The 24,460-nt window shown below is 72.0% G+C and carries 21 protein-coding genes; 9 read left to right on the forward strand and 12 right to left on the reverse strand.

The annotated features are described in order from the left end of the window. Window positions 1-28 precede the first annotated feature (28 nt). Window positions 29-1,915 (forward strand): glycosyltransferase, encoded by a 1,887-nt coding sequence (locus HCN51_RS28530; RefSeq protein ID WP_168013357.1) that lies wholly within the window; start codon window positions 29-31, stop codon window positions 1,913-1,915. A gap of 9 nt (window positions 1,916-1,924) precedes the next feature. Here the strand turns inward: HCN51_RS28530 and HCN51_RS28535 are convergent, their stop codons facing one another. Then, a complete protein-coding gene (locus tag HCN51_RS28535) occupies window positions 1,925-3,049 on the reverse strand; it encodes a DegT/DnrJ/EryC1/StrS family aminotransferase (protein WP_168013359.1) in 1,125 nt (374 codons plus the stop codon). Further along, a complete protein-coding gene (gene pseB / locus HCN51_RS28540; RefSeq protein ID WP_080043122.1) occupies window positions 3,049-4,026 on the reverse strand; it encodes a UDP-N-acetylglucosamine 4,6-dehydratase (inverting) in 978 nt (325 codons plus the stop codon). Before pseB ends, HCN51_RS28535 begins: the two co-directional genes overlap by 1 nt. 103 nt (window positions 4,027-4,129) lie before the next feature. Between pseB and HCN51_RS28545 the strand changes: the two genes are divergently transcribed. Beyond that, on the forward strand, window positions 4,130-4,858 hold the full coding sequence (locus tag HCN51_RS28545) for a cytidylyltransferase domain-containing protein (protein WP_168013361.1): 729 nt from the start codon (window positions 4,130-4,132) through the stop codon (window positions 4,856-4,858). Continuing rightward, on the forward strand, window positions 4,855-5,838 hold the full coding sequence (locus HCN51_RS28550) for a PseG/SpsG family protein (protein ID WP_168013363.1): 984 nt from the start codon (window positions 4,855-4,857) through the stop codon (window positions 5,836-5,838). Before HCN51_RS28545 ends, HCN51_RS28550 begins: the two co-directional genes overlap by 4 nt. A gap of 1 nt (window position 5,839) precedes the next feature. On the opposite strand, the gene pseI is transcribed toward HCN51_RS28550, so the two are convergent. Next, complete coding sequence (gene pseI, locus HCN51_RS28555; RefSeq protein WP_168013365.1) at window positions 5,840-6,883, reverse strand: pseudaminic acid synthase; 1,044 nt, start codon at window positions 6,881-6,883, stop codon at window positions 5,840-5,842. Next, complete coding sequence (locus tag HCN51_RS28560; protein WP_168013367.1) at window positions 6,880-7,371, reverse strand: GNAT family N-acetyltransferase; 492 nt, start codon at window positions 7,369-7,371, stop codon at window positions 6,880-6,882. The genes pseI and HCN51_RS28560 overlap by 4 nt, the downstream gene beginning before the upstream one ends. A gap of 158 nt (window positions 7,372-7,529) precedes the next feature. Between HCN51_RS28560 and HCN51_RS28565 the strand changes: the two genes are divergently transcribed. Genes HCN51_RS28565 through HCN51_RS28575 form a run of 3 tightly spaced genes read left to right on the forward strand, consistent with a single transcriptional unit; the run spans window position 7,530 to window position 10,967 of the window. Then, window positions 7,530-8,975, forward strand: coding sequence for a glycosyltransferase family 2 protein (locus tag HCN51_RS28565; protein WP_168013369.1), 1,446 nt, complete (start codon window positions 7,530-7,532; stop codon window positions 8,973-8,975). Window positions 8,976-9,023: 48 nt separating this feature from the next. Then, a complete protein-coding gene (locus HCN51_RS28570; RefSeq protein ID WP_240973342.1) occupies window positions 9,024-9,908 on the forward strand; it encodes a CDP-alcohol phosphatidyltransferase family protein in 885 nt (294 codons plus the stop codon). 21 nt (window positions 9,909-9,929) lie between these two features. Then, entirely contained in the window at window positions 9,930-10,967 is a 1,038-nt protein-coding gene (locus HCN51_RS28575; protein WP_080043112.1) for a sulfotransferase family protein, read from the forward strand. Between the two features lie 47 nt (window positions 10,968-11,014). Here HCN51_RS28575 and HCN51_RS28580 read toward each other — a convergent pair whose 3' ends face one another. From HCN51_RS28580 to HCN51_RS28615, 8 genes are all read right to left on the reverse strand, one after another. Next, complete coding sequence (locus HCN51_RS28580; RefSeq protein WP_168013371.1) at window positions 11,015-12,073, reverse strand: glycosyltransferase; 1,059 nt, start codon at window positions 12,071-12,073, stop codon at window positions 11,015-11,017. After that, window positions 12,070-14,703, reverse strand: a complete 2,634-nt coding sequence (locus tag HCN51_RS28585) for a bifunctional glycosyltransferase/CDP-glycerol:glycerophosphate glycerophosphotransferase (RefSeq protein WP_168013373.1) — start codon at window positions 14,701-14,703, stop codon at window positions 12,070-12,072. Before HCN51_RS28585 ends, HCN51_RS28580 begins: the two co-directional genes overlap by 4 nt. Window positions 14,704-14,794: 91 nt before the next feature. Next, a complete protein-coding gene (locus tag HCN51_RS28590) occupies window positions 14,795-15,520 on the reverse strand; it encodes an SRPBCC family protein (RefSeq protein WP_168013375.1) in 726 nt (241 codons plus the stop codon). 76 nt (window positions 15,521-15,596) lie between these two features. Further along, window positions 15,597-16,451: an FAD binding domain-containing protein gene (locus HCN51_RS28595; RefSeq protein ID WP_080043105.1), complete on the reverse strand. Its 855-nt coding sequence runs from the start codon at window positions 16,449-16,451 to the stop codon at window positions 15,597-15,599. Next, window positions 16,448-18,799 (reverse strand): xanthine dehydrogenase family protein molybdopterin-binding subunit, encoded by a 2,352-nt coding sequence (locus HCN51_RS28600; RefSeq protein ID WP_168013377.1) that lies wholly within the window; start codon window positions 18,797-18,799, stop codon window positions 16,448-16,450. The genes HCN51_RS28595 and HCN51_RS28600 overlap by 4 nt, the downstream gene beginning before the upstream one ends. Beyond that, window positions 18,796-19,278, reverse strand: a complete 483-nt coding sequence (locus HCN51_RS28605; protein ID WP_168013379.1) for a (2Fe-2S)-binding protein — start codon at window positions 19,276-19,278, stop codon at window positions 18,796-18,798. The genes HCN51_RS28600 and HCN51_RS28605 overlap by 4 nt, the downstream gene beginning before the upstream one ends. A 72-nt stretch (window positions 19,279-19,350) precedes the next feature. Beyond that, window positions 19,351-19,554 (reverse strand): hypothetical protein, encoded by a 204-nt coding sequence (locus HCN51_RS28610; RefSeq protein WP_168013381.1) that lies wholly within the window; start codon window positions 19,552-19,554, stop codon window positions 19,351-19,353. Beyond that, entirely contained in the window at window positions 19,544-21,292 is a 1,749-nt protein-coding gene (locus tag HCN51_RS28615; RefSeq protein WP_168013383.1) for a PspC domain-containing protein, read from the reverse strand. Before HCN51_RS28615 ends, HCN51_RS28610 begins: the two co-directional genes overlap by 11 nt. A gap of 114 nt (window positions 21,293-21,406) precedes the next feature. Here HCN51_RS28615 and HCN51_RS28620 point away from each other — a divergent pair, with 114 nt between their 5' ends. From HCN51_RS28620 to HCN51_RS28630, 3 genes are all read left to right on the forward strand, one after another. Further along, window positions 21,407-22,615, forward strand: a complete 1,209-nt coding sequence (locus HCN51_RS28620; RefSeq protein ID WP_168013385.1) for an ATP-binding protein — start codon at window positions 21,407-21,409, stop codon at window positions 22,613-22,615. Further along, window positions 22,612-23,244, forward strand: coding sequence for a response regulator (locus HCN51_RS28625; protein WP_080043096.1), 633 nt, complete (start codon window positions 22,612-22,614; stop codon window positions 23,242-23,244). Before HCN51_RS28620 ends, HCN51_RS28625 begins: the two co-directional genes overlap by 4 nt. A 230-nt stretch (window positions 23,245-23,474) precedes the next feature. Further along, window positions 23,475-24,452: a L,D-transpeptidase gene (locus HCN51_RS28630; protein ID WP_168013387.1), complete on the forward strand. Its 978-nt coding sequence runs from the start codon at window positions 23,475-23,477 to the stop codon at window positions 24,450-24,452. The last annotated feature ends 8 nt before the right edge of the window (window positions 24,453-24,460 follow it).

Genomic DNA, 24,460 nt, shown 5'->3' on the forward strand with positions numbered 1-24,460 from the left:
TGAGCTGAGGAAACGATGAGGAGTGCTTGTGCCGGTTCTTTCGGTGATCGTCCCGTTCCACAACGTCGAGAAGTACATCGGTCCGTGCCTTGACTCCATCGCCGAGCAGACGCTGGCGGAGCTGGAGGTGATCTGCGTGGACGACGGCAGCGCCGACCAGGGCGCGGCCGTCGTCGAGTCGAAGCTGGGCGACGACCCGCGGATCACCCTCATCAGGCAGGACAACCATGGGGTGGGCCACGCCCGCAACGTCGGGGTGCGGCACGCGAGCGGCGAGTACCTGGCCTTCGTCGACGGTGACGACACCGTCCCGCGCGACGCGTTCAAGCGCCTGGTGTCCTCCCTGGAGGACACGGGCTCCGACCTGGCCTGCGGGAACGTCATGCGCCTCTACCGCAACCTGCTCGTGCCGTCGTGGGCGCACCGCGAGGCGTTCGCCAGGCCCGCCCGGCGCACCCACATCACCCGCCACCCGCTGCTGATCCGCGACCGCATGTTGTGGAACAAGGTCTACCGCCGCTCCTTCTGGGACGCCCAGGGCCTGAGCTTCCCCGAGCGCATGTACGAGGACCAGCCCGTGGCCATGGCCGCGCACATCGGCGCCCGCGCCGTGGACGTGCTGGCCAGGGTCGTCTACCACTGGCGGCACCGCGACGAGCCGGACGCCTCGATCACCCAGCGCCGCCTGGAGCCGGGCAACCTGCGCGACCGCCTGCTGTCCGTGCTCCAGACGGCCGGGCTGCTGGCCGCCGGCGCGCCGAAGCTCAAGCCCGACTTCGACCGCGACACGCTCGACATCGACATGGCCGTGGCCGTGGAGGCGCTGGCCACGATGGGCGGCTGCGCCGACCCGGAGCTCGTGGACCTGGCCGTGCGCTACCTCGACGGCGTGTCGCGCGAGGCGTGGCAGAGCCTGCCGTTCGAGCAGCGGCTGCTGGTCCACCTGCTGCACGAGCGCCGCCTCGACGAGCTGGCCGCGGTCTTCGCCCAGGCCGGCGACGGGCGGCTGCGGCCCAGGATCGGCTCGGCCGGGCTGCTGCGCAAGCGCTGGTACGGCCGGCACCCGTCGATGCCGGGCCACCTGTCGGAGGTCTCCGGCGAGCTGGCGCTGCTGACCAGGCTCGTCAGCCTCGACTGGCGCGACGGCGTGCTGCACGGCTCGGGGCGGGTGGCCGTGGGCCGCTTCGACGTGGGCGAGCTGCGCCGGATGCGGGTGCGTACGTGGATGCAGGAGCGGGGTACCGGCGACGTCGTGCCGCTGTCGGACGAGGAGAGCGTGCCCGTCTGGGAGAGCGTCGAGCAGGAGGACGGGGGGCGGCTGCCGGAGCACGCGTTCCCGTTCCGGTTCGCCTTCGACCCGGGCACGCTGACGCGGGCGCAGCTCGCCCGGCACGGGCACTGGGACCTGAAGGTGCAGCTCAAGGGGCAGGGCCTGCGGCTGGACGGCCGGGTGGCCGGGCCGCGCTGGTTGCCGCCGCTGATGCCGGTGCCGCGCAGGAAGTCGGGCGTGTGGCTGGTGCCGGCGCGCAACGCGAAGGGCGCCTGGGGCGTACGGCTGCGCACGGCGGAGGCGGTCATCGGCGAGTACCGCGTGGACGGCGGCGACCTGGTCTTCTCCGGCGAGATGGCCGACGTCGGCGACGGCGAGCCGGTGGTGCGGCTGCAACGCAGGAGCGACGGCGAGGAGATGTACTTCCCCGTGGCGCTGGCCGGGCAGGACTTCCAGGCGCGGGTGCCGCTGGCCGACATCGACGAGCGGGTGGGGCACGAGTCGTGGTGGGAGGTGGTGATCGACCAGGGCACCGCGCTGCGTCCGCTGGTGCGCACGCGGCAGCGGGCGGTCGCGACGGTGGACGAGCGGCGCTTCCTCATCGACCGCGGCGAGGACGGCTGCCTGCTGCTCGCCGAGCGCTGAACCGGCGGGCTATCCGAGGATCTTGGCGAGCGTCTCCACGACCTGGTCCTGCTGGTCGTCGGTCAGGCCGGGGAACAGCGGCAGCGACAGCTCCTCGGCGTAGTACGCCTCCGCGCGCGGGCACAGGCCGCGCCGGTAGCCGAGGTCGGTGAAGGCGGGGTGCCAGTACGCGGGCACGTAGTTGACCTGCACGCCGATCCCGGCGGCCCGCATGCGCTCGTACACCTCGCGCCGCCGCCCGTCGCCGACCCGGACCGGGTAGAGGTGCCAGCTCGGCCGCACGTACGCGCGCTGGGCCGGCAGCGTCAGCCCGGGCACGTCGCCCAGCAGGCGGTGGTAGCGGGCGACCAGCTCGGCCCGGCGCGCGCGGAAGCGCGCCAGCCGGCGCAGCTGGCTGACGCCGAGCGCGCACAGCACGTCGGGCAGCCGGTAGTTGAGGCCGAACGCGTGCACCTCCTGGTGCCAGCCGCCCTCGCCGGGGTCGCGCTGCTCGGCCGGCTCTCTGACCAGGCCGTGGTTCCTGAACAGGGCGGCCCGCCGCAGCAGCGCGGGGTCGGCCGCGGCCACCGCGCCGCCCTCGGCCGTCGTCACGGTCTTGGTGGGGAAGAAGGAGAACGTGGTCAGGTCTGCCAGCGCGCCCACCGGCCGGTCCTTGTACGCCGACCCGATGGAGTGCGCGGCGTCGGCCACGAGCACCGCCCCGGCCTCGTCGGCGACCTGCCGCAGCTCGTCGTAGTCGGCGGGGTGGCCGGCGTAGTCGACCGCCGTGATCGCCTTCGTGCTGGGGGTGACCAGCGCGGCGGCGGCCTCGGGGTCGAGGTTGCCGGTGTCGGGCTGCACGTCGGCGAAGCGCACGCGGGCGCCCAGGAGCGCGGCCGTGGCGGCCGTGGCCACGAACGTCAGCGGCGAGGTGACCACCTCGTCGCCCGCCCCGACCCCGGCGGCCACGTAGGCGACGTGCAGCGCGGCGGTGCCCGACGTGACCGCCACGCACGGCACGCCGCCCGTCCAGCGGGCCAGCTCCGCCTCGAAGGCGCCGACCGCGGGCCCCGTGGTCAGCCAGTCGCCGCGCAGCACCTCGGCGACCGCCTCGATGTCGGACTCGGTGATCGACTGGCGGCCGTAAGGCAGCATCAGCCGGCCACCATGTCGCGCAGGTCGTCGACCGACAGCCACTGCTCGTTGGTGTCGGAGCGGTAGGAGAAGCCCTCGGGCAGCAGCTCGCCGGACTGCGGCGGCTTGTAACCCCAGGTGGCGATCGTGGGCTGGACGACGAACCGGTCTTCGAGGCGGAGGGTCCTGCGGCCGTCGTCGGGGCCGATCATCTCCTCGTGCAGCTTCTCGCCGGGCCGCACGCCGATCTCGTAGATCGAGCTGCTGGGGGCCAGCGCCTCGGCCAGGTCGGTGATGCGCATGCTGGGGATGCGCGGCACGTACAGCTCGCCGCCCTGCATGAGGTCGAAGGAGTCGACCACGAACCGGACCGCCTGCTCCAGCGTGATCCAGAACCTGGTCATGCGCTTGTCGGTGATCGGCAGGCTGCTGCCCTGCTGCGCCAGCCGCTGGAACAGCGGGATGACCGAGCCCCTGCTGCCGACGACGTTGCCGTAGCGGACGACGGAGAAGCGGGTCTCGTGGGCGGCGGCGTAGTGGTTGGCCGAGACGAAGAGCTTGTCGGCGACCAGCTTGGTGGCGCCGTAGAGGTTGATCGGGCTGGAGGCCTTGTCGGTGGACAGGGCGACGACCTTGCGGACGCCGCAGTCGATGGCGGCCTCCACGACGTTCTGGGAGCCGGCCACGTTGGTGCGGACGTACTCGAACGGGTTGTACTCGGCGGTGTCGACCTGCTTGAGCGCGGCGGCGTGGACGACGTAGTCGATGCCGTGCATGGCGCGGGTGAGCCGGTCGCGGTCGCGGATGTCGCCGATGAACCAGCGCAGCCGCTCGTCGTCGCCGAAGAGCTGCCTGGTCTCGTACTGCTTGAGCTCGTCGCGGGAGAAGACCACCAGGCGCCGGACCGCGAGCGAGTCGAGCGCGTGACGGATGAACGCCTTGCCGAAGGACCCCGTTCCTCCGGTGATCAGAATCGACGATCCACTGAGAATGCTCACGTGGCCCCCTGAAATCGCGCTAACGCGCTGTCGTCGTCGTGGCTCGCGGTAGCATAGCGCGATCGACCAATCACGCGCTGTCACACGGGGGAATGGGGCTTCGGTGCGTATTGTCGGAATTGTTCAGGCCCGTATGGGATCAACACGCCTACCCGGAAAGGTGCTGAGAGAGCTGGGCGGCCGTTCCGTGCTCGGCTGGGTGGTCCGCGCCGCGCGCGAAGCCGGCGCCCTCGACGACCTCGTCGTCGCCACCACGACCGAGCCGGCCGACGACGCCGTCGTCGCCGAGTGCCACCGGCTGGGCGTGGCCTGCCACCGGGGGCCCGTCGACGACGTGCTCACCCGGTTCGCGCAGGTGCTGGAGGGGCGGCGGTGGGACGCCATGATGAGGTTCACCGCCGACTGCCCGCTGCTCGACCCGGAGGTCATCAGGGAGGCGGCGCTGGTCTTCCGCGCCGTGCCGGGGCTCGACTACCTGAGCACCAGCCTGGCGCGCACGCTGCCGCGCGGGGTGGACGTGGAGCTCGCGAGCCGGGCCGCGTTCGCCCGCGCCGACGCCGAGGCCACCGGCTTCCACCGCACGCACGTCACCTCCTACCTCTACGAGCATCCCGGCGACGCCCGGCTGCTCGGCCTCGCCTACCGGCCCGCCGCCGACGACCTGCGCGTCACCCTCGACACCGAGGACGACTGGCGGCTGCTCACCGCCGTGGTGGCCGAGCTGGGCGACCGGTGCGTGCCGGTCAGGAAGCTGGTGAGCTGGCTGCGCGAGCGGCCCGAGGTACGCGGGCTCAACGCCCACGTACGGCAGAAGGCCCTGCAGGACGCGTGAGCGGCCCGGCGCACCCCGCGCGGGTGGGCTTCCGCTGCGACGCCGGGGTGAAGAGCGGGGTCGGCCATCTCGTGCGCTGCGTGGCGCTGGCCGAGGAGCTGTGCGCGCGGGGCGTCGGGGTGGTCTTCCTCGGCGAGGTCTGCGGGTCCGCCTGGGCGCGGGCCCAGCTCACCGAGCGGGGGCTGCCGCTGGTGCCCGCGCCGCGCGAGCCCGCCCGGCTGGCCGCGCTGGCCTGCGAGCTGCGCCTCGACGCCGTGGTGCTCGACTCCTACGACCTGCCCGCCGAGACCGGCGCGGTGCTGCGGGACGCCCGCTTCGCCGTGCTGGCCCTCATGGACGGTGACCCGCTGGGCCAGGAGGCCGACCTCTACCTCGACCAGAACCTCGGCGCCGAGCGGCGGCCCTTCCCGCTGCCCGCCCGCCGGCTGGCCGGGGCCCGGTACGCGTTGCTGCGCGACAGCGTGCGCGGCCGCACCCGGGCGGCACCCGGAAACGGGGCGCCCCCGAAGGTGCTGTGCTTCTTCGGCGGCACGGACAGCGGCGGCGTCGCCCCGGCGTGGGTGCGGGCGCTCAACGCGACCGGGCGGCCCTTCCGCGGCACGGTCGTCAGCCCGTCGCCGTTCGAGGCGGGCGGGCCGATCACGGTGATCCCGCCGACGGACCGGCTGCCCGAGCTGATGGCGGCGGCCGACCTGGTGGTGACGGCGGCCGGGTCGGCCATCTGGGAGCTGCTGCACCTCGGCGTGCCCACGGCGCTGACGTGGGTGGCCGACAACCAGCGCATCGGCTACGACGAGCTGGTGGGACGGGGCGCGGCGGCCGGGCTCGGGCGGGCGCCGTCGGAGCCGGCGGCGACCGGCACGCTGGCCCGCCTGCTCGCCGACCCCGCCGCCCGCGAGGAGCTGGGGCGGCGGGGGAGCGGCCTGGTGGACGGCCGGGGCCGCGAGCGCGTCGCCGACGCCCTCCTCGCACTCTGTTAGATCAGATCAGGTCCCAGCTCAGTGGGGTGCCGAAGGGCACGTCCCGGGTGAAGCGGCGGCCCATCACCTGCCCGGCCGCGTCGGGCGGCAGGCCGCCTGCGGGCCGGATCGAGCGCACGTTCTCGGGGGTGACGGGCTCGCCCGCCCTGACGTCGCGCACCACGTACAGGGACCGGCGGAACCGCAGCCCCTCCCGCTCGGAGGGGCGCGGCCCGATCGCCACGTCGCCCAGCGACTCCCAGGCCCGCTCGCTCTCCACCACCAGCGCCGCCAGCTCGGCCGGCTCCAGCGAGAAGGCCGCGTCCACGCCGCCGTCGTCGCGCGACAGCGTGACGTGCTTCTCGATCAGGCAGGCGCCCAGCGCGACCGCCGCCAGCGCGGCGCCGATCCCCGGCGTGTGGTCGGACAGCCCCACCACCTCGCCCGTGACGGCGGCCAGCAGCGGCAGCGCGCGCAGGTTGCTCTCGGAGGGCGCGGCGGGATAGGACGCCGTGCACGACAGCACGGCGAGCTGCGTGCACCCGGCCTCGCGGGCCGCCGACACCGCGGCCTCGATCTCGGCGATGGTGGCCATGCCGGTGGAGATGATCAGCGGCTTGCCCGTGCCGGCGGCCAGCCGGATCAGCGGCAGGTCCACGATCTCCGAAGAGGCGATCTTGTACGCCGGCGCGCCCAGCTTCTCCAGCAGCTCGACCGCCGTGGGGTCGAACGGCGCCGAGAACGCCGCCAGCCCCAGCTCCCGCGCCCGCTCGAAGATCGGCTCGTGCCACTCCCACGGCGTGTGGGCCCGCTCGAACAGCCGGTAAAGGCTCTCCCCGCCCCACAGCTCGTGCCCGTCGCCCACCCGGAACGGCGGCGCGTCGCAGTCGATGGTCAGCGTGTCGGGCGTGTACGTCTGCAGCTTCAGCGCGTGCGCCCCGGCGACGGCCACCGCGTCGACGATGTCGAGCGCCCGCCGCAGGCTGCCGTTGTGGTTGCCGGACAGCTCGGCCACGACGTACGGCGGCTGCCCCGGCCCGATCGCCCGTGCTCCGATGGAGATCATCGGCCTTCCTTCCTGATCTCGAAGGTCACGGCCTCGCGCGGCACGCCGTCGACGACCTGCCGGCGCCTGCCCACCTCGGCGAACCCGAAGCGCCTGTGCAGCCGCATCACCGGCTCGTTGCCGTCGAGCACCTCGCCGCGCAGCCTGCTCAGCCCGAGCGGGCCGAAGGCGTGCCCGACGGCCGCCCGCTCCAGCCCGATCCAGGCCGGCAGCAGGGCCCCCTGCCGCTCCAGCGTGTCGAGGTCGAGGTAGTAGCCCCAGGTGGCGCTCTCCGGTGTCAGGTCGGAGTAGGTCACCACCCCCGTCGCGACGCCGTGGTGGTCGTAGATCAGCACGCGCCTGCTCGGGTCGGTGCGGACGGTCGCCCACCAGCGCAGGTGCTCGTCCTCGGTGATCTCGTGGGTGGTGAAGCTGGCGGCGCGCACGCGCGGGTGGTTGCGCCAGCGGCGCATGGCGGCCAGATCATCGCCCCGGACGTCTCTGAGCACCGCGTCCCCCTGACTCTTCGTGCTCGATCTCTTGCACAAGGTAGCGGATTACGCGTCCGGTAAAGAGCTCATCAGGGACGGCCATCGGAGCGGGAATCCGATCGGCGCTCACGGCATGCTGCCCTCGACCCGGTACCGAACCAAGGAGCGATTCCGGCATGATCCCCCTGCTCAGCGTCATCGTCCCGATCTACAACGTGGAGCCGTACCTGGCCGAGTGCCTCAAATCCCTGGCCGCGCAGACCCTGGAGGACATCGAGGTGATCCTCGTGGACGACGGCTCCGTGGACGGCAGCCGGCGGGTCGCCGAGGACTTCGCGGCGGCGGACGACCGCTTCGTGCTGGTCGGCCAGCGCAACCTGGGGCCGGGGCCGGCTCGTAACCAGGGGCTGCGGCGGGCGCGGGGCACGTACCTGGCCTTCGCGGACGGGGACGACGTGGTGCCGCCCGAGGCGTACGAGGTGCTGGTGGGCAGCCTCTCGGAGACCGGCTCGGACCTGGCGTGCGGCGCGGTGCGGCGGCTCGTGGACGGCGGGCTGGAGGAGTCCGTCCTGCACGAGAAGGTGTTCAGGCGCCCGCAGCTGTGCACGCACATCACCGACAAGCAGGTGCTGGTCAGGGACCGCACGGTGTGGAACAAGGTCTACCGGCGGGAGTTCTGGGAGCGGGCGGGGTTGGCGTTCCCGTCGGGCATCTACGAGGACGTGCCGGTCGCCATGCAGGCGCACGTGCTGGCGACCAGCGTGGACATGGTGGGCGACGTCGTCTACCACTGGCGCAAGCGTGACGAGGAGGGGGAGACCTCGATCACGCAGCGCCGCTCCGAGCTGCCGAACCTGAGCGAGCGGTTGGCCGCGATCCGCTCGGTGCGCGCCTTCCTCGACGAGCGGGCGCCGGAGCTGCTGGACGGCTTCGACGCGCTCGTGCTGGAGAAGGACACGGTGTTCCTGTTCCAGGCGCTGGAGCACTGCGAGGGGGATCCGGGGCCGCTGCTGGAGCTTGGGCACGCCTGGCTGGCCGCGCTGGGCCCGCACGTGCTCGACAGCGCGCCGTCGCTGCGCCGCCTGGAGCTGCACCTGCTGCGGCGCGGGCTGGTCGCGGAGCTGCGTACGGTGCGCGAGTTCCGGCGCGGGCGCGAGGACGTCACCCGCGTGCGCCCGCGCGGGCTGCGCACCACCAACTGGTACGGCGACTACCCCTTCTTCCGCGACCGCCGCCTGCGCATCCCGGACGAGGTGTTCGACGCCCGCGAGGAGCTCAAGCTGGTCGCCAGGCTCGAGTCGTGCGAGTGGACCGGAGCCGGCTACCGGCTGCGCGCGTACGTGGGGATCCACCGCGTCGAGCGCAAGGTGCCCAAGGTCGCCCTGTGGCTCAGCGACGGCCAGCGCCGCATCCCGCTGGAGGTCCGGCGGCGCGGCCGGTACGGCGTGGTGGCCGCCGTGGACCCGGACCGGCTCGAAGGCGGCGGCCCGTGGCGGCTCCAGGTGCGGGCCGAGATGCGCGGCCTGGTGCTCAAGGGCTGGTGCCGGGACGACGCGAGCGGCGGCGTGTGGCGGTTGTCCGTGCCGGGTTGGTCAAGAAGCGGCATGGACATCCCCCAGTAGTTCCAGACAGTAATCGTCCCGGCGCGCCGCGTGGTCATGCTGGGAGGCATGAGGACCTATTCGCTGGATGACGTCTACGAGACACGCAAGCGGAGAGACTCTTGGTGGACCGTGTATTTCGTGGACCCGGTCGCCTGCCGGGTCGCACTGCCCGTCGCCAATCGCACCCGGATGACACCCAACGGACTCACGGTGCTCTCGCTGGTCCTCGGCATGGTGTCGGCCGCCTGTTTCGCATCGAACCAGCTCATAGCGGGCGCGGCCTTCTTCTATCTGAGCTTCATGATCGACTGCGTGGACGGCAAAATCGCCCGCCTCAAGGGCACGGGGACGCCCTTCGGCCTCTGGCTGGACTACGTGGGCGACCGGATCAGGGTGGTCCTGTGCGCCGGGGGGCTGGCGTACGGGCAGTACGCGCTGACCGGCGACGTGCGCTACGTGGTGCTCGGCGCGGCGGTGGCGGTCCTGGACCTGTTCCGGTACGTCAACGCGCCGCAGATGAAGCGCGTGCGCGACGCCATCAGGGAGGAGCGCCAGGAACGCGATCCCCTGTCGGAGCCGGACACCCTCACGGACGCGGACGCCCTCACGGACCCGGACCCGGATCCGGACCCGCTGCCCGCGCAGGAGCCCGAGCGCGCGCCGCTGGGGCGGGCGGGCCGGCCGCGCGGCTTCCTGCGGCTCTTCCGGCGGCTCAACCGGTTCCTGGCCCGCCATCGCGTCCGATCGCACCTGGTGAGCGGCATCGAGTTTCACGCGGCGGTGTTCGTGATCGCGCCCCTTGCGGGGGCATGGGCGCTGATCCCGCTCGCCGCGCTGTCGGGGCTCCTGCTGCTCGCCAACGAGGTCTTCCTTGTCTACCGGATGTGGCTCTTCGCGCGCAGGCACGGCGCGGGCTCGCCTCAGGAGAGCCGAGAGCACGTTCTCGTCTAGTTTTTCGGGGGTTAGTACGACATGTCCGACCGGCCAGTCTTCGTCATCGGATGTCCGCGGTCCGGCACCACGATGCTCCAGCTCATGCTCCACTCGCACCCCCGCATGGCGGTGCCACCGGAGACGCGCTTCCTCGTTCCCGCTTATTACCGCCGCCGCACGTGGGGCGACCTGCGGGTCGCCCAGCGGCGCCGCGCCCTCGCGGAGTGGATCGCGACCGACCGCAGCACCAAGTTCCGCGAGCTCAAGATCGACAAGAACGAGTTCGTCCGGCAGGCGGTCGAGGGCCCCGGCTCGCTCGGCTCGGTGATCGGCACGGCCTTCCGCATGTACGCCGACCGCTTCGACAAGGCCCGCTGGGGCGACAAGCGGCCCAGCTACGTCAAGCAGGTGGACCTGCTGCTGCGGCTCTTCCCCGACGCCCAGTTCATCCACCTCATCAGGGACGGCCGCGACTGCGTCGCCTCCCTGAAGGAGATGCCCTGGTACACCCTCGACTCCTTCCACGCCGTCTCCACCTGGGCCGAGGCCATCGACGCGGGCGGCCGGCTCAAGCGCACGCTCGCCTCCGACACCTACTACGAGCTGCGCTACGAGGACCTCACCGACGACCCGATGACCGAGCTGAAGAAGCTCTGCCACTTCCTCGACGAGGACTTCTCGCCGTCGATGATCTCGCCCCGCGAGGCCGCCAGCGTCGCGGTGCCGCAGCACAAGGTCTGGCACAGCAACACCCATCGCGAGGTCACCCGCAGCCGCGTCGGGAGCTGGTCGAACCGGCTCGACGACTGGGAGATCGCCCTGTGCGAGCACATGCTGGGGGACCGGCTGGAGTCCATGGGGTACGAGCTGAGCGGGGCGCCGAAGCCGGCCAAGGAACACGTGGTGGCCTGCCAGAAGACGATGCAGAAGCGCAAGGCGTCCCGGATGCGCAAGAGCATGCGTGACCGCTTCAACCGGCTCAGGGAGCCCAGCCCCGTCGCCGCCCTCCTCACCACCCGGCAGCGGTCGCTGGCGGGGGTGCCGCAGCAGCGCAAGGAGCTGACCGAGCCGGTCTGACCCGGCTCCCGCCGCCGTGCTCCCCCCGGGGAGCGCGGCGGCGCGGGTCAGCGCTCCACGTGGGCGAACAGGGCCTCCCACTTGTCCAGCACGTGGTCGAGCACGAACGACTCCGCCCGGGCCCGCGCGTCGGCGCCGACCCGCCGCCGCTCCTCCTCGTCGTCCACCAGCCGCCCCAGCTCCACGGCGAACGCGTCCACGTCGCCCGGCGGCACCAGCACCGCCCCGGTGGAGCGCACGCCGCCCGACACGTCGAAGGCCACGGCCGGCACGCCGTGTGCCGCCGCCTCCAGCAGCACCACGGGCAACCCCTCGTACTCGCTGGTCAGCCCCACGACGGAGGCGGCCAGGTACTCGGCGGACATCGCGGCGGCGGGCACCGCGCCCCTGAACACCACCCGCCCGTCCACGCCTTCGCGCCGCGCGTGCGCGCGCAGCCGGGACAGCTCGCCGCCGGAGCCGACGAGGTGCAACTCCCACGGCTCGGGCACGCCCGACCGGGCGAACGCGGTGATCAGCCGGTCGAAGCGCTTGACGCCCTCCAGCCGCCCCACCCCCAGCACCCGGGGCGACTCCAGCACGGACATCGCCCCCGGCCAGGCGGCCAGCGGGTTCGGCAGCGCGCAGGCGTTGGGCAGCAGCGCGTGCTCCGAGAAGAGGCGGGCGTCGTCCTCGCTCAGGAAGACCGCCTGGTCCAGCTCCGGGTAGTGGCGCCGGATCGAGGCCAGGTGCCAGCAGTCGCGGGCGTGGTCGTAGGAGCCGTGGTACTGGCCGATCGGCCGCAGCGAGCCGGGCAGCAGCCGCGCGGTCCGCGCCACCACGGACGGCGAGGTCAGCACCGCGTAATCGGGCCCCACCTCGCCGAGCAGCGCCTTCAGCCGCCGGTCGGCCCGCCGGCGGGCCAGGCCCCCGGTCACCGGCCGGTTGCTGATCACGTGGTGGTGGTAGAGCGGCCGCTCCACGTAGCGGAAGGGCGTCGCGGCCCGCTGCAGGCCGATGACGTGCACCTCGTGGCCACGCTCGGCCAGCCCCTGGGCCAGGGTGTGGGTGACCTGCTGGATGCCGCCGAGGGTGTCGGCGTCGAGGCAGGTGAACACGACGGTCATCGCGCCGCCTGCCCGAAGAAGTCGGTCACGATCCTGGCCGCGGCGTCCCCGTGCTCGTCGGCGCACCACAGGTCGCGGAAGGCGGCGTAGCGCTCGGCGTACGTCTCGTGCACGGCGGGCAGCGCGCGCAGCACCGTCACCAGGTCCTCGGTCGTGGTCAGGCACGGGCCCGGCGCGATGGACGGCAGGTCGTGGTAGACGCCGCGCTCGGAGAGCCGGTAGTCGTCCCAGTCGTCGATGAAGAAGATCATCGGCTTGCCCGTCACGGCGTAGTCGCACATGACGGAGGAGTAGTCCGTCAGCAACGCGTCGGAGGCCAGGATCAGCTCGTTGATCTCGGGATAGGACGAGGCGTCGCGGACGAAGTGCCGCAGGTGCTCGGGCGGGCTGTAGCGCTCGACCGGGTGCGTACGCAGCACGACCACCCAGTCCTCGGCCAGCTCCGCGGCCAGCAGCTCCAGATCCACCCGGATGGACTTGCCGCTGTTCTTCGCTCGATCCCGGTAGGTAGGCGCATAAAGCAGGATTTGTCGCCCGGGTGGCACCTCCAGCCGCTCCCGCACGTCGTCCGTCCGCCGGGCCCGCACGAGCGCGTCGCAGCGCGGCGTCCCGCACCGGTACACCTTGCCCGCGTACCCGTTCGACGGCAGGAACACCCGGGAGAACTCCGCGCTCGGCGACACCAGCGCGTCCCACCGCGCCACCGCGGCCCGCCACTGCGCGCGCGGCCCGTCGAAGTCGCCGCGCAGGTCCGGCGCGTCGAACCCGATCGACTTGATCCCCTGCCCGTGCCAGGTCTGCAGGTAACGGGTGCCCTTCGGCTTGGGGTAGTCGAGCGGGAAGCCGTGGCTGTCGACCCAGATCCCGGCCCTGGCCAGCGTGTAGACGTAACGCCAGCTCCCGCGCCGCACGAGCCGCGCGTCGGAGGGGAAGCTCGCGCGCCCCTTCGCCACCGACCAGACGGCCTCGATGGGCAGGCCGCGCCGCCTGATCTCCTCGTAGATGGCGCGCGGGCTGCCGTTGTAGCCCTTGCCGACGTCCGACTCGAACAACGCCAGGTTCCGCCGCCGCGGCAGCACCCTGATCAGCACCTTGTACGCCCGGAGCTTGTTCGCCGGCGTGCTGACCCGCTTGATCAGCCGCCGCCTGACCCGCCGCCACAGCGACCGGGCGGCGGGGGCGGGCCGCACGCACAGGTAGGCGGCGTACCCCTCGGTCGTGACCGTGCCGCCGGGCAGCTCGATCGGCTCGGTGTGCGGGTCGGCGATGATCCGGTCGGTCGTGGTGTGCCCGTCGGAGGTCCGGGTGAAGCCGATGCGCGGCTCGCACCGGCCCTTGGGGGTGAACGTGACGGTGCTGACATATCCGCCCTCGCCGGAAGGCTCGGGCGAGATCGGAATACGTACCTTGCCGAGCTGCAGGAACGCCGACCACTCCGAAGGCAGCGCGCCGAACGGGTCGTACGTGCGCACGGTCATCCGCACCCGCTCGCCGTCCGAGACCAGGGCCGCGACCTCGTGGCGCAGCCTGGAGGCGCTGAAGGGCAGCTCGGCCAGCCGCAGCGCGGTGATGTCCAGGCCGGGCGCGACCGTGGTGCCCCAGTAGGTGCGCCCGCCGAGCTGCACCGCCGCCCGGGGCGCGGCGTGCGGCCCGGTCAGCGAGCCCGCCGCGATCCGCAGGTCCTCGACGCGGTCGTCCAGGATGAGCTGACAGCAGACCCGGTCCAGCGGGCCGACCCGCTCGAACACCTCGGCGGGCAGCTCCTCCAGGTACGGCCGGACGATCGCGGCGAACTCCTTGACCCATACCGCATCCCGCAGCGGCAGCGGGTTGAGGTAGACCCGCAGGTCCTGGCGCAGGAACCGGTACTGCCGGTGCGGCACCAGGTCCGCGGCCCCGTGCTCGCGCAGCAGGTCGTCGCTGAGGCGGGCGGCGATCACCCGCTGGCGCACGTTCGCGAGGTCGTCGATGCTCAGCGAGATCGAGTCGTTGGTGGGGGCCCGGTGCCAGTGGTAGACCGTCCACGGCACGACCGCGAACCGGCGGGCCAGCGCGTACAGCTCGGCGGCGAAGACGTGGTCCTCGTAGTGGATGTCCTCGGGGAAGCGCAGCACGTGCTCGCGCAGGAACTCCACGTCGTAGAGCTTGTTGGTGCTGAAGGAGTCGAGGAACAGCTCGGGCTCCTGCCTGATGCCCTCGACCACGCGCCGCCGCGCGAACAGCGACGGGTAGTACGGCCGCAGCCGCCCGCTCGGCTCGAACAGCCGGGATATCTGCCCCGACACGAAGTCGGCCCCCGTCCGCTCGATCTCGGTGAGCAGGCTCTTGCAGGCGTGCCGGGGCAGCTCGTCGTCGCTGTCGAGGAACATCACGTACGGCGCGGCGGCCGCGTCGATCCCGTCGTTGCGCGGCGCCCCGCAACCACCGCTGTTGTGCGGCCTGCGCAGGTAACGCACGCGCGGATCGGTCTCGGCGAGCCGCCGCGCCACCTCCGGCGTGCCGTCGGTGCTGGCGTCGTCGGAGATGATCACCTCCAGGTCGCGCAGCGACTGCCGCAGGACGGAGCGCACCGCTCTGGGCAGGCGCTCGGCGTCGTTGTAGGTGATGACGACGACGGTGCAGTCCGGCATCCCGCGAGTCCTCCCCCTAGTTCCCCAGCGGGAGTGACACTTCCCCCAGGACGAGGGAAGCGTCCGGACTTTAGGGAGTATTTGCTGAAAATCAGCGCATAAGCCGACGTATCACCCAAATAGCGACAAGTAGTACGGCGAGGCCACCCACGACGGGCGCCAGCCGCTTCAGCAGCGGCTGCCCGGCGATCTCCAGCAGGTCGAGCGCCTCCTCGTCGGGCGAGCGCGACGTCCGCAGCGTGCCGATCGGCCGGATGTCCTGATCCGGCACCGCGCTCAGATGCCGCTCCTCCTGCTGCGTCTCCTGCTGGGCCTCTTGCTGGGTCCCTTCCTGGGGCTCCTGGACGGGCGCCACCGGCTCGATCACCGGCTCCGACAGCAGCTCCGACAGGTTCGCGGCGAACTTCTCGATGAGCTTGCCGCCCACCTCGGCCATCACGCCCCGCCCGAACTGCGCAGGCCGGCCGGTCACGTTGAACGACGTCTCGACCGTCACCAGCGTGGCCTCCTCGCGCGGCTCCATGCGCGCCTTGACCGTGGCGGCGGCCGTGCCCGAACCCCTGGCCTCCTTGCCCGACGCCTGGATGGTGAGTGAGTAGGAGTCTTTGTCCACGTCCTCGAACCTGGCCGTGCCACGGTAGGTGACCGTGATCGGGCCGACCTTGACCTTCATCCTGCCGGTGAACTCATCACCCTCGAAGATGTCCAGAGTCGCCCCGGGCAGGCACGGCGCGACCCGCTCGACGTCGAGCAACACGGCCCACGCCTGCTCGATCGGTACGGGAACAGTGAACTCGTGCTCGAACCGCATCGCCATCGATTCGCTCCTTGTCCGATGCCAGTGACCCTACGACGGGTCGGGGGCGCCCCGGAAGAGGCGCCCCCGCCACAGATCAGGGCGCCCCGGCCGCCGCCCGCACCGCCCGGTCGGTCAGCACCTTGGCCAGGTGCCGGCGGTAGTCCGGCTGGGCGTGCAGGTCCGCCGGCGGCGAGGTGTCGGCCGCCGCCTCCACGCACGCCTGCCGCACCTGGTCGCCCAGCTCCACGCCCTGCAGCGCGGTCTCGACGGCCCGCGCCCGCACCGGTGTCGGGCCCATGTTCGTCAGCGCGATCCGCGCCTCGGCGATCGAGCCGTTCGAGCGCCTGACCGCCGCCGCCACGCCGACGATGGCCCACGCCTGGGCGGTGCGGTGGAACTTCTCGTAGTGGAAGCCCCAGCCCGCGCCCAGCTTCGGGATCCGCACCCCGGCCAGGATCTCGCCCTGCCGCAGCGACGACTCCAGGTAGTCCACGAAGAACTCGGCCGCCGGGATCTCCCGCTCGCCCGACGCCGACGCGGCCACGAACACGCCGTCCAGCGCCAGCACCGCGGCCGGCAGGTCACCGGCCGGGTCCGCGTGCGCCAGCGAGCCGCCGAACGTGCCCCGGTGCCTGATCGCCGGATCGGCCACCTGCGCCGCCGTCAGCGCCAGCAGCGGGCAGCCCTCACGTACGACAGGGGAGCGCATGACCTCGTCGTGCGTGGTCATCGCGCCGATGTGGACGTGGTCGCCGCGGTCGTGCACGCCCCGCAGGTCGGCCAGCCGGCCGATGTCCACCAGCTTCGACGGGTACGCCAGCCGCAGCCGCAGGAACGGCAGCAGCGACTGCCCGCCCGCCAGGACCTTCGCGTCCTCGTCCGAGCCGAGCTCCTGGCACGCCTCGGCCAGCGACGCCGGCCGCACGTAGTCGAACTGCGCGGGAATCATCGCCGTGCTCCTTCCAGCGTGCGATCCTGTAGGGCGCGCCAGACCCGCTCCGGCGTACAGGGCATGCGGACGTCGTCGACACCGAACGGGCGCAGCGCGTCCACGATCGCGTTCACCACGGCCGGGGTCGCGGCGATCGTGCCCGCCTCGCCCACGCCCTTCACACCCAGCGGGTTGCTCGTCGCCGGCGACTCCGTCCGGTCGAGGGCGAAGTCCGGCAGGTCCGCGGCCGACGGCAGCAGGTAGTCGGCCATCGTCGTGGTCAGCAGGTTGCCGTCGGCGTCGTACACGGCCTCCTCGAACAGGGCCTGCGCGACGCCCTGCGCGATGCCGCCGTGCAGCTGGCCGTCCACGATCAGCGGGTTGACGACCTTGCCGACGTCGTCCACCGCCACGTACGAGCGGATCTTCACCATGCCCGTCTCGGTGTCGACCTCCACCGCGCACAGGTGGGTGCCGTGCGGGAAGGAGAAGTTGTCCGGGTCGAACGTGGCGTCGGAGTCGAGCCGCGCCTCCACCCCGTCCGGCAGGTCGTGCGCCGCGAACGCGGCCAGCGCCAGCTCCTGGATCGTGGTCTGCGACTCGGTGCCCCGCACCTTGAACGCGCCCGCCGCGAACTCCAGGTCGTCCGGCGAGCATTCGAGCACGTGCGCGGCCAGCCGGCGGGCCTTGTCCTTGACCTTGTCGCACGCCTTCAGCACCGCGATGCCGCCGATGGTCAGCGAGCGCGAGCCGTAGGTGTCCAGACCCTTCGGCGAGATCGCCGTGTCGCCGTGCAGCACCGTGACGTCCTCGAACGGCACCCCGAGCGCGTCGGCCACGATCTGGCTCCACGCCGTCACGTGCCCCTGCCCGTGCGGCGAGCTGCCGGTGACGACCTCCACCTTGCCCGTCGGCAGCACCCGCACCGAGCCGTGCTCCCAGCCGCCCGCCCCGGCGTTCTCGCTGCCGAACCAGCGCGACGGGCCCAGCCCGCACATCTCCGTGTACGTGCTGACCCCGATCCCGAGCTGGACCGGGTCGCCCCGGTCACGCCGGTCGTTCTGCTCGGCACGCAGCTTGTCGTAGCCGAACAGGGCCATCGCCCGGTCCGTCGCCGCCTCGTAGTTGCCCGAGTCGTAGGTCAGGCCCGAGATCGTGGTGAACGGGAACTCGTCGTGCCTGATCCAGTTGCGCCGCCGCACCTCCAGCGGGTCCAGGCCCAGCTCGGCGGCCAGCTCGTCCATCATCCGCTCGATGCCGAACGTGGCCTCCGGCCGCCCGGCGCCCCGGTAGGCGTCCGTCGGCATCTTCGTGGTGAACACGCCCGTGCAGGCGAACTCGTAGGCGTCCATCTTGTAGATGGCGTTGAACATCTGCGCCCCGAGCAGCGGCACCGCCGGCGTCAGCAGCACCAGGTACGCGCCCATGTCGGCCAGCAGCTCCACCTGGAGCCCGCGGATGCGCCCGTCGGAGTCGGCCGCCAGCCGCAGGTGCTGGATCTGGTCACGGCCGTGGTGCACCGTCAGGTTGCCCTCCGAGCGCGACTCCGTCCACTTCACCGGCCTGCCCAGCCGGCGGGCCAGCAGCAGGCACAGCACCTCCTCCGCGGTCACCTGCAGCTTCGAGCCGAACCCGCCGCCCACGTCGGGGGCGACCACCCGCAGCTTGTGCTCGGCCACGCCGGTCACCAGCGCCAGCATGGTGCGCAGGATGTGCGGGATCTGGGTGGACGTCCACATCGTGAACGTGTCGCCGTCGGTCTCGCACAGCACCGCCCGCGGCTCCATCGCGCTCGGGATCAGCCGCTGCTGCACGAACGTGCGGTCGATGACCACCGGCGCGTCCCTGAACGCCGCCTCCAGGTCACCCGACGTCGTCCGGTACGTGAAGGCCCGGTTGCCCGTCTCGTGCACCTTGGCGGCCGACTCCGACAGCGCCTCGTTCATGTCGAGCACCGCGGGCAGCTGCTCGTAGTCGACCTCGATCGCCTCCAGGGCGTCCGCCGCCCGGTACCGGTCGGTCGCCACCACACAGGCCACCGCCTCGCCGACGTAGCGGACCTCCGAGACCGCCATCGGCGGATGCTCCGGGATGACCGTGTCGCCGCTGCGCGGCCACGCGCACGGCAGGCTGCCCTGCTCTTCCCGGAAGTCCTGGCCGCTGAACGCCGCCACGACCCCCGGCAGACCGCGCGCCCCCGACACGTCGATCCTGGCGATCCTCGCGTGCGCCATCGGGCTGCGCAGGAACATCACGTGCAGGGTGCCAGGGCGCGAGAGGTTGTCCGTCCACTGGGTGCGCCCCGTCAGCAGCCTCGCGTCCTCCTTGCGCCGGCGCGGCCGGCCCACCTCCTGGTCCACGGTCATGGCCGGCTCACCGCCTGACCCATCTCCTGCGCGCCCCTGCGGACGGCCCGCACGATGTTGCAGTATCCGGTGCAGCGGCAGAGATTGCCCTCCAGCCCCTGCCTGATCGTCTCCTCCGACGGGTCGGGATCCTGCCTCAGCAGGTCGATCGCCGCCATGACCATGCCGGGCGTGCAGTAGCCGCACTGCAACGCGTGCTCTTCGTGGAAGGCCTGCTGCATCGGGTGCAGGGAGCCGTTGGCGCCCAGGCCCTCGATGGTGACGACGTCGCAGCCGTCGGCCTGGACGGCGAGCACCGAGCAGCTCTTGGCGCTCTTGCCGTCGAGCAGGACCGTGCAGGCGCCGCAGTTGCTCGTGTCGCAGCCCACGGGGGTACCGGTCTTGCCCAGGCGTTCTCGTAGCAGGTGGACGAGCAGGAGCCGCGGCTCGACGTCCTCCTCGTACTGGATACCGTCGACAGTGACGGTGATTCGGGGCATACGTCCTCCCTCAGGAGCAGGGGGAAAGGCGGACACTCCCGAACCTACGCCGGTGTTTATCCCGGTCAAGGGTTACTTGCCGCGCACCACTCTCGCCACGATCGCCACCAGCCCCGCGCCGGCCAGCCCCAGCACCAGCACCCCGACCAGGACCAGCGGATCCCCGATCGTGCGGGTCACCACCAGGATGCCCAGCACGATGAAGAGCAGGCCGCTCAGCAGGGCCATCCAGTCCGTCCGGTGCACGCGACGGGGCCGCTCCACCTCACGCGGCACGCCGCACCTCCATGTCGCCGAAGCCGCCCTTCAGGTTCAGCACGATAGTCGCCACCTCACCCTTCGGCTTCACCTCGGGCTCCAGCACCTTGCTCGTCCGCACGTCCACGCCGCCCCTCAGCGACTGGCCGATCAGAATGTCACCGATCTTGTTGCTGGCGTGCACCTCGACCCGCGCCGTCGGCGGGACGATCACCACCAGCTCGCCCGCCGAGACCGCCGCGTTGACCGTCGCCTCCGACCCCGGCGGCAACCTCAGCTCCGACAGGTCCAGCTCCCCGTCACCCACGCCCACGTCGAAGAGCCGGCTCGCCTCCGCCACCGTGGTCGGCGCCCACTCCGCCCTGCCGATGTTCCGCGGCATGCCGCCCAGCATCAGCCCCACGCCCACGATCAGCGCCACCGCCGTGCCCGCGGCCACCAGCCCCGCACCCCGGCCCCACCAGGCCGCCACCAGCAGCCCCGCGCCGATCGTGATGAGCATGGCGCCGCCGACGATGGTCGGGCTCACTCCCGCCGCTGACCTGGATTGGACGGCCACGACGATCCCTCCGATGATCACTGCCAGCAGGATGGTGATGAGGCCGATGAACGACCTCGGGCGCCGCCGCCGCCGCTGCTGCTGCTCCGGGGCGGGGCGGGCGTACAGGCCCGGGTCGTACGGCGAGTAGCCGCCGGCCCTCCTGGCCGGATCGAGCGGCTGGTAGGGGCCGTTCGGCGCGAACGGCTCGCCGTCGCTGCCGTAGCCCGCCGTTGTCCTCGTCCTCGCCCTCGTCTGAGGGGCGGGGCGGTAGGTGGAGGTGGGGGGTGCGGCGTGCTCGGCGGTGATCGCGTACGGGGAGACGGGCTCCTCGTCCCGCGGAACCTCGCGCTCCTCGCGCGCTGCTTCGCGCGGTGCTTCGCGCGGTGCTTCGCGCGGTGCTTCGCGCGGTGCTTCGCGCGGTGCTTCGTGTGCCAGGGAAGCCGCGGCGGGCACGTCCGCCCGCGCGTCCTCGCCCGCGCCCGCCCGCGCGTCCTCGCTCGCGTCGGTCCATGCCTCCTGGCGCGCTTCCGCGTGCGCCGCTTCGCGCACGCCCTCCGTCGTCTCCTGGGGGGCCGGGACCACGTCCTGTGCGGGCGGCTCCGCCTCGCGCGCGGGCGGCTCCGGCGCGTCGGCGCTGGGCTCCCGCGCGGGCACCGCGACTCCCGGCGCAGGAACGGGCGGGGCCGGGGGCGGCTCCGGAGCGCGGACGGGAGCGGGCGGGGCGGCACTCTCGTAGGAGGCCGCCGGCCGCGCCTCGCCGGCCCGCCGGCTGAGCCGCTCGGGCATCGAGCGCGCCAGCGCGCGCAGGTCCACCCCGCTGGCGTGCGCGGCCAGCAGCGACACGGCCAGGAACACGGCCACGACGAGCGTCCCCGCGTCCAGCCACACGGTCGCCAGGTTGATCGCCAGCCCGAACCCCAGCACCGCCGTCAGCAGCGCCATCACGGCCTCGGCGTCGAAGTCGCGCCGGGTCCAGTGCTCGATGATCCCCGGCCGCCCGTTCGGCTCCTTCATCAGCAGGAACGCCGCCAGGTAGAGGAACAGCCCGATGCCGGAGCCGAGCAGGAGCACCACGACGCCCACGCGGAACACCACGGGGTCGATGCCGGTGTGCCGCCCGAGGCCCGCGCACACTCCCATGAGGAAGCGCCCCTCGCTGCTGCGTCGCAGCTCGCGATGAGGGGAGGCAGACTGTCTGGGCGGAGCTTCTGTCATGCCTACCATCGTGGACCTACGCGCACGGTGCTCGCATCCGGGACACCCCTGACGCGACCCGGGGGTTGTTCCCTGATGCCCGCATGCCCCCCGACATGTGACTATGGCCATGTTATGGCTGACCAGAAGACACTCGCCGAGCAGAGCGGCGACACGCCCTACCGCCGCATGATGCGCCCCATGGAGGGCCGCCTCGTCGGCGGTGTCGCCCAGGGGCTGGCGGCGCAGCTCAAGCTTGATCCGGTGGTGATCAGGCTCATGTTCGTGCTGCTCACCGTCGTCCAGGGGGCCGGTGCGGTGGCGTACGCGGTGCTGTGGATGGTGACGCCGCGCCAGCCGTACCAGGGGCAGGCGCCGCAGCGCGACTGGAGCCAGCTCGCCGCGTTCAGCGCGATCGGGGCGGCGCTGTTCTCGTTCGGCTGGCTGACCGGGGCGAACCAGGGCGGCATCGGTCTGCTGCCGTTCGCCGTGGGCGGCATCGGCGCGCTCATCCTGTGGCAGCAGGCCGATCCCGAACGCCGCAAGGGCTGGGTGAGCGGCGCGTCACGCAGCATGAGCAAGAACCGCGTGCGCACGCTGGTCGGCATCAGCCTGGTCGTGATAGGCGCGACGGGCTTCCTGGCCGCGGAGGGCGAGCTGCCCCAGGTCAGGGAGAGCCTGATGTTCACCGTCGTCGTCGTGGGCGGGCTGCTCGTCATCGCCGCGCCGTGGCTGGCGGGCCTGTGGAAAGAGCTGCAGCTGGAGCGGCGCGAGCGCATCAGGCAGGAGGAGCGGGCCGAGGTGGCGGCCATGGTGCACGACTCGGTGCTGCACACGCTGACGCTGATCCAGCGCGTCGCCCACGACCCGCGCGAGGTCTCCCGCCTGGCCCGCTCGCAGGAGCGCGAGCTGCGCAACTGGCTCTACCAGCCGGCCCAGGACGCCGACGCGACGGTGGCGGCGGCCGTCCGCCGGATCGCGGCGGAGGAGGAGGACGCGCACGGCGTGCCCATCGAGATCGTCTGCGTCGGCGACATCGCCCTCGACCCGGCGGGCAAGCTCGCCGCGATGCTGAAGGCGTCCCGGCAGGCGATGGTCAACGCGGCCAAATACTCTGAGAGCCCCTCGATCTCCGTCTACGCCGAAGTAGAGGGTGAAGAGGTCACGATTTTCGTGAAGGATCGGGGCAAGGGGTTCGACCTGGAGGCGGTGCCGCTCGACCGGATGGGCATCAGGGAGTCCATCATCGGGAGAATGGAACGTCACGGAGGTACGGCCCGGGTCCGCACCGAGCCCGGAGAGGGCACGGAAGTGATGTTGACGATGAAGGTGGAGAAGGCATGACGCGCGTACTGATCGTCGATGACCATCGGTTGTTCCGGTCGGGCGTGCGCGCCGAGCTGGGCGACTCGATCGAGGTCGTCGGCGAGGCCGAGGACGTCGAGACGGCGGTCCAGGCGATCGCCGCGCACCAGCCCGACGTGGTCCTGCTCGACGTGCACATGCCCGGCGGCGGCGGCCAGGAGGTCCTGCGCCGGGTGCTGGGCTCCGGCTCGCAGGTGCGGTTCCTGGCGCTGTCGGTCTCCGACGCGGCCGAGGACGTCATCGGCGTGATCAGGGGCGGGGCCCGCGGTTACGTGACCAAGAACATCAGCGGCAAGGAGCTCACCGACGCCATCAACCGGGTGGCGGAGGGCGACGCGGTGTTCTCGCCGCGGCTGGCGGGGTTCGTGCTCGACGCGTTCGCCTCGTCGGAGGCGCCGTCCATCGACCCGGAGCTCGACTCGCTGACGCAGCGGGAGCGGGAGGTGCTGCGGCTGATCGCGCGCGGCTACGCGTACAAGGAGATCGCGAAGGAGCTGTTCATCTCCGTCAAGACGGTGGAGACGCACGTGTCGTCGGTGCTGCGCAAGCTGCAGCTGTCCAACCGCCACGAGCTGTCGCGCTGGGCGACCGCCCGTCGTCTCGTCTGATCATTTCTTACGGCAGGCCGTGGCTCGCCACCCGCCGTACTCCGGCTGAGGACCTTCCAGGAAACGGCCGCTGAACCCGTCACCGGCGGGCCGCCGTGACGCGAGCCCACATTGCCCGGTTACCTGGTTTTGGACCGTTACAGGATAGTTATCGGCTTTTCGCCCACGAATCAGCTCTCACAGTTGTCACACAAGGAGGTAGTCGAAGCACATAGTCCAGGAGTAACCCCTTGAAGCGCGTCACCCGGATGCTTCCGGCTTTGGTCGCACTGGTCGCCGCCACCGCGTGCGCGGCGGAGAGCGCCCCCGCCCCGAGGCCCCAGGCCAGCGTCGTTCCCGCTGCCGCCGCCGTGGCCCCCACCCCGTCGCCGTCCCCCACCGAGACCCCGTCCGGGAAGAAGATCAAGGTAGGGATCGCCGACATCACCCCGATGGGGGAGAAGACGGAGAAGGTCGGCGTCGGGTTCCCGATCATCGTCACCTTCGACCGGGACGTGAAGGACAAGGCGGCGGTCGAGGCGGTGCTGGACGTCGAGTCGGAGGAGCCGCACGAGGGCGCGTGGCGCTGGGTGTCCGCCCGCAAGGTCATCTACCGGACGAAGACGTACTGGAAGCCGTACCAGAAGGTGCTCTTCACCGCGCGGCTGGCGGAGCTGCCCGGCAACACCGGCGCCAAGAACGTCTCCCGCAGGTTCGCCGTCGGCGCCAAGAACATCTCGGTGGTCGACACCCGCAAGCACACGATGAAGGTGTACCGCAACGGCAAGCTGGCCAAGAAGATCCCGATCAGCGCCGGGCGGGGCGGCCTGATCAGGAACGGCGTGGACGTCTACCTGACCACCAGCGGCGTGCACCTGACCATGGGCAAGAAGGCCATGGAGACCATGACCTCCTCCTGGATGGGCGTGACGGATCCGAAGGACCCGCGCTACTACAAGGAGGAGATCCCGTGGGCGGTGCGCATCTCCGACAGCGGCGAGTACGTGCACCAGAGCGCCGGCTACTACCAGTACCTCGGCGTCTCCAACCAGAGCCACGGCTGCGTGCGCGCCACCCCGGCCGGCGCGAAGTGGTTCTACACGATCGCCCAGCGCGGTGACGTCGTGAAGATCACCGGCACCAAGCGCAAGCTCCAGTGGAACAACGGCTGGAGCTACTGGCAGCTCAACTGGACCCAGTGGAAGAAGGGCAGCGCCCTGAAGAGCTGACGCCACCG

Origin of the sequence: Nonomuraea composti (assembly GCF_012034275.1) — a bacterium.
Classification (GTDB): Bacteria; Actinomycetota; Actinomycetes; order Streptosporangiales; family Streptosporangiaceae; genus Nonomuraea; species Nonomuraea composti.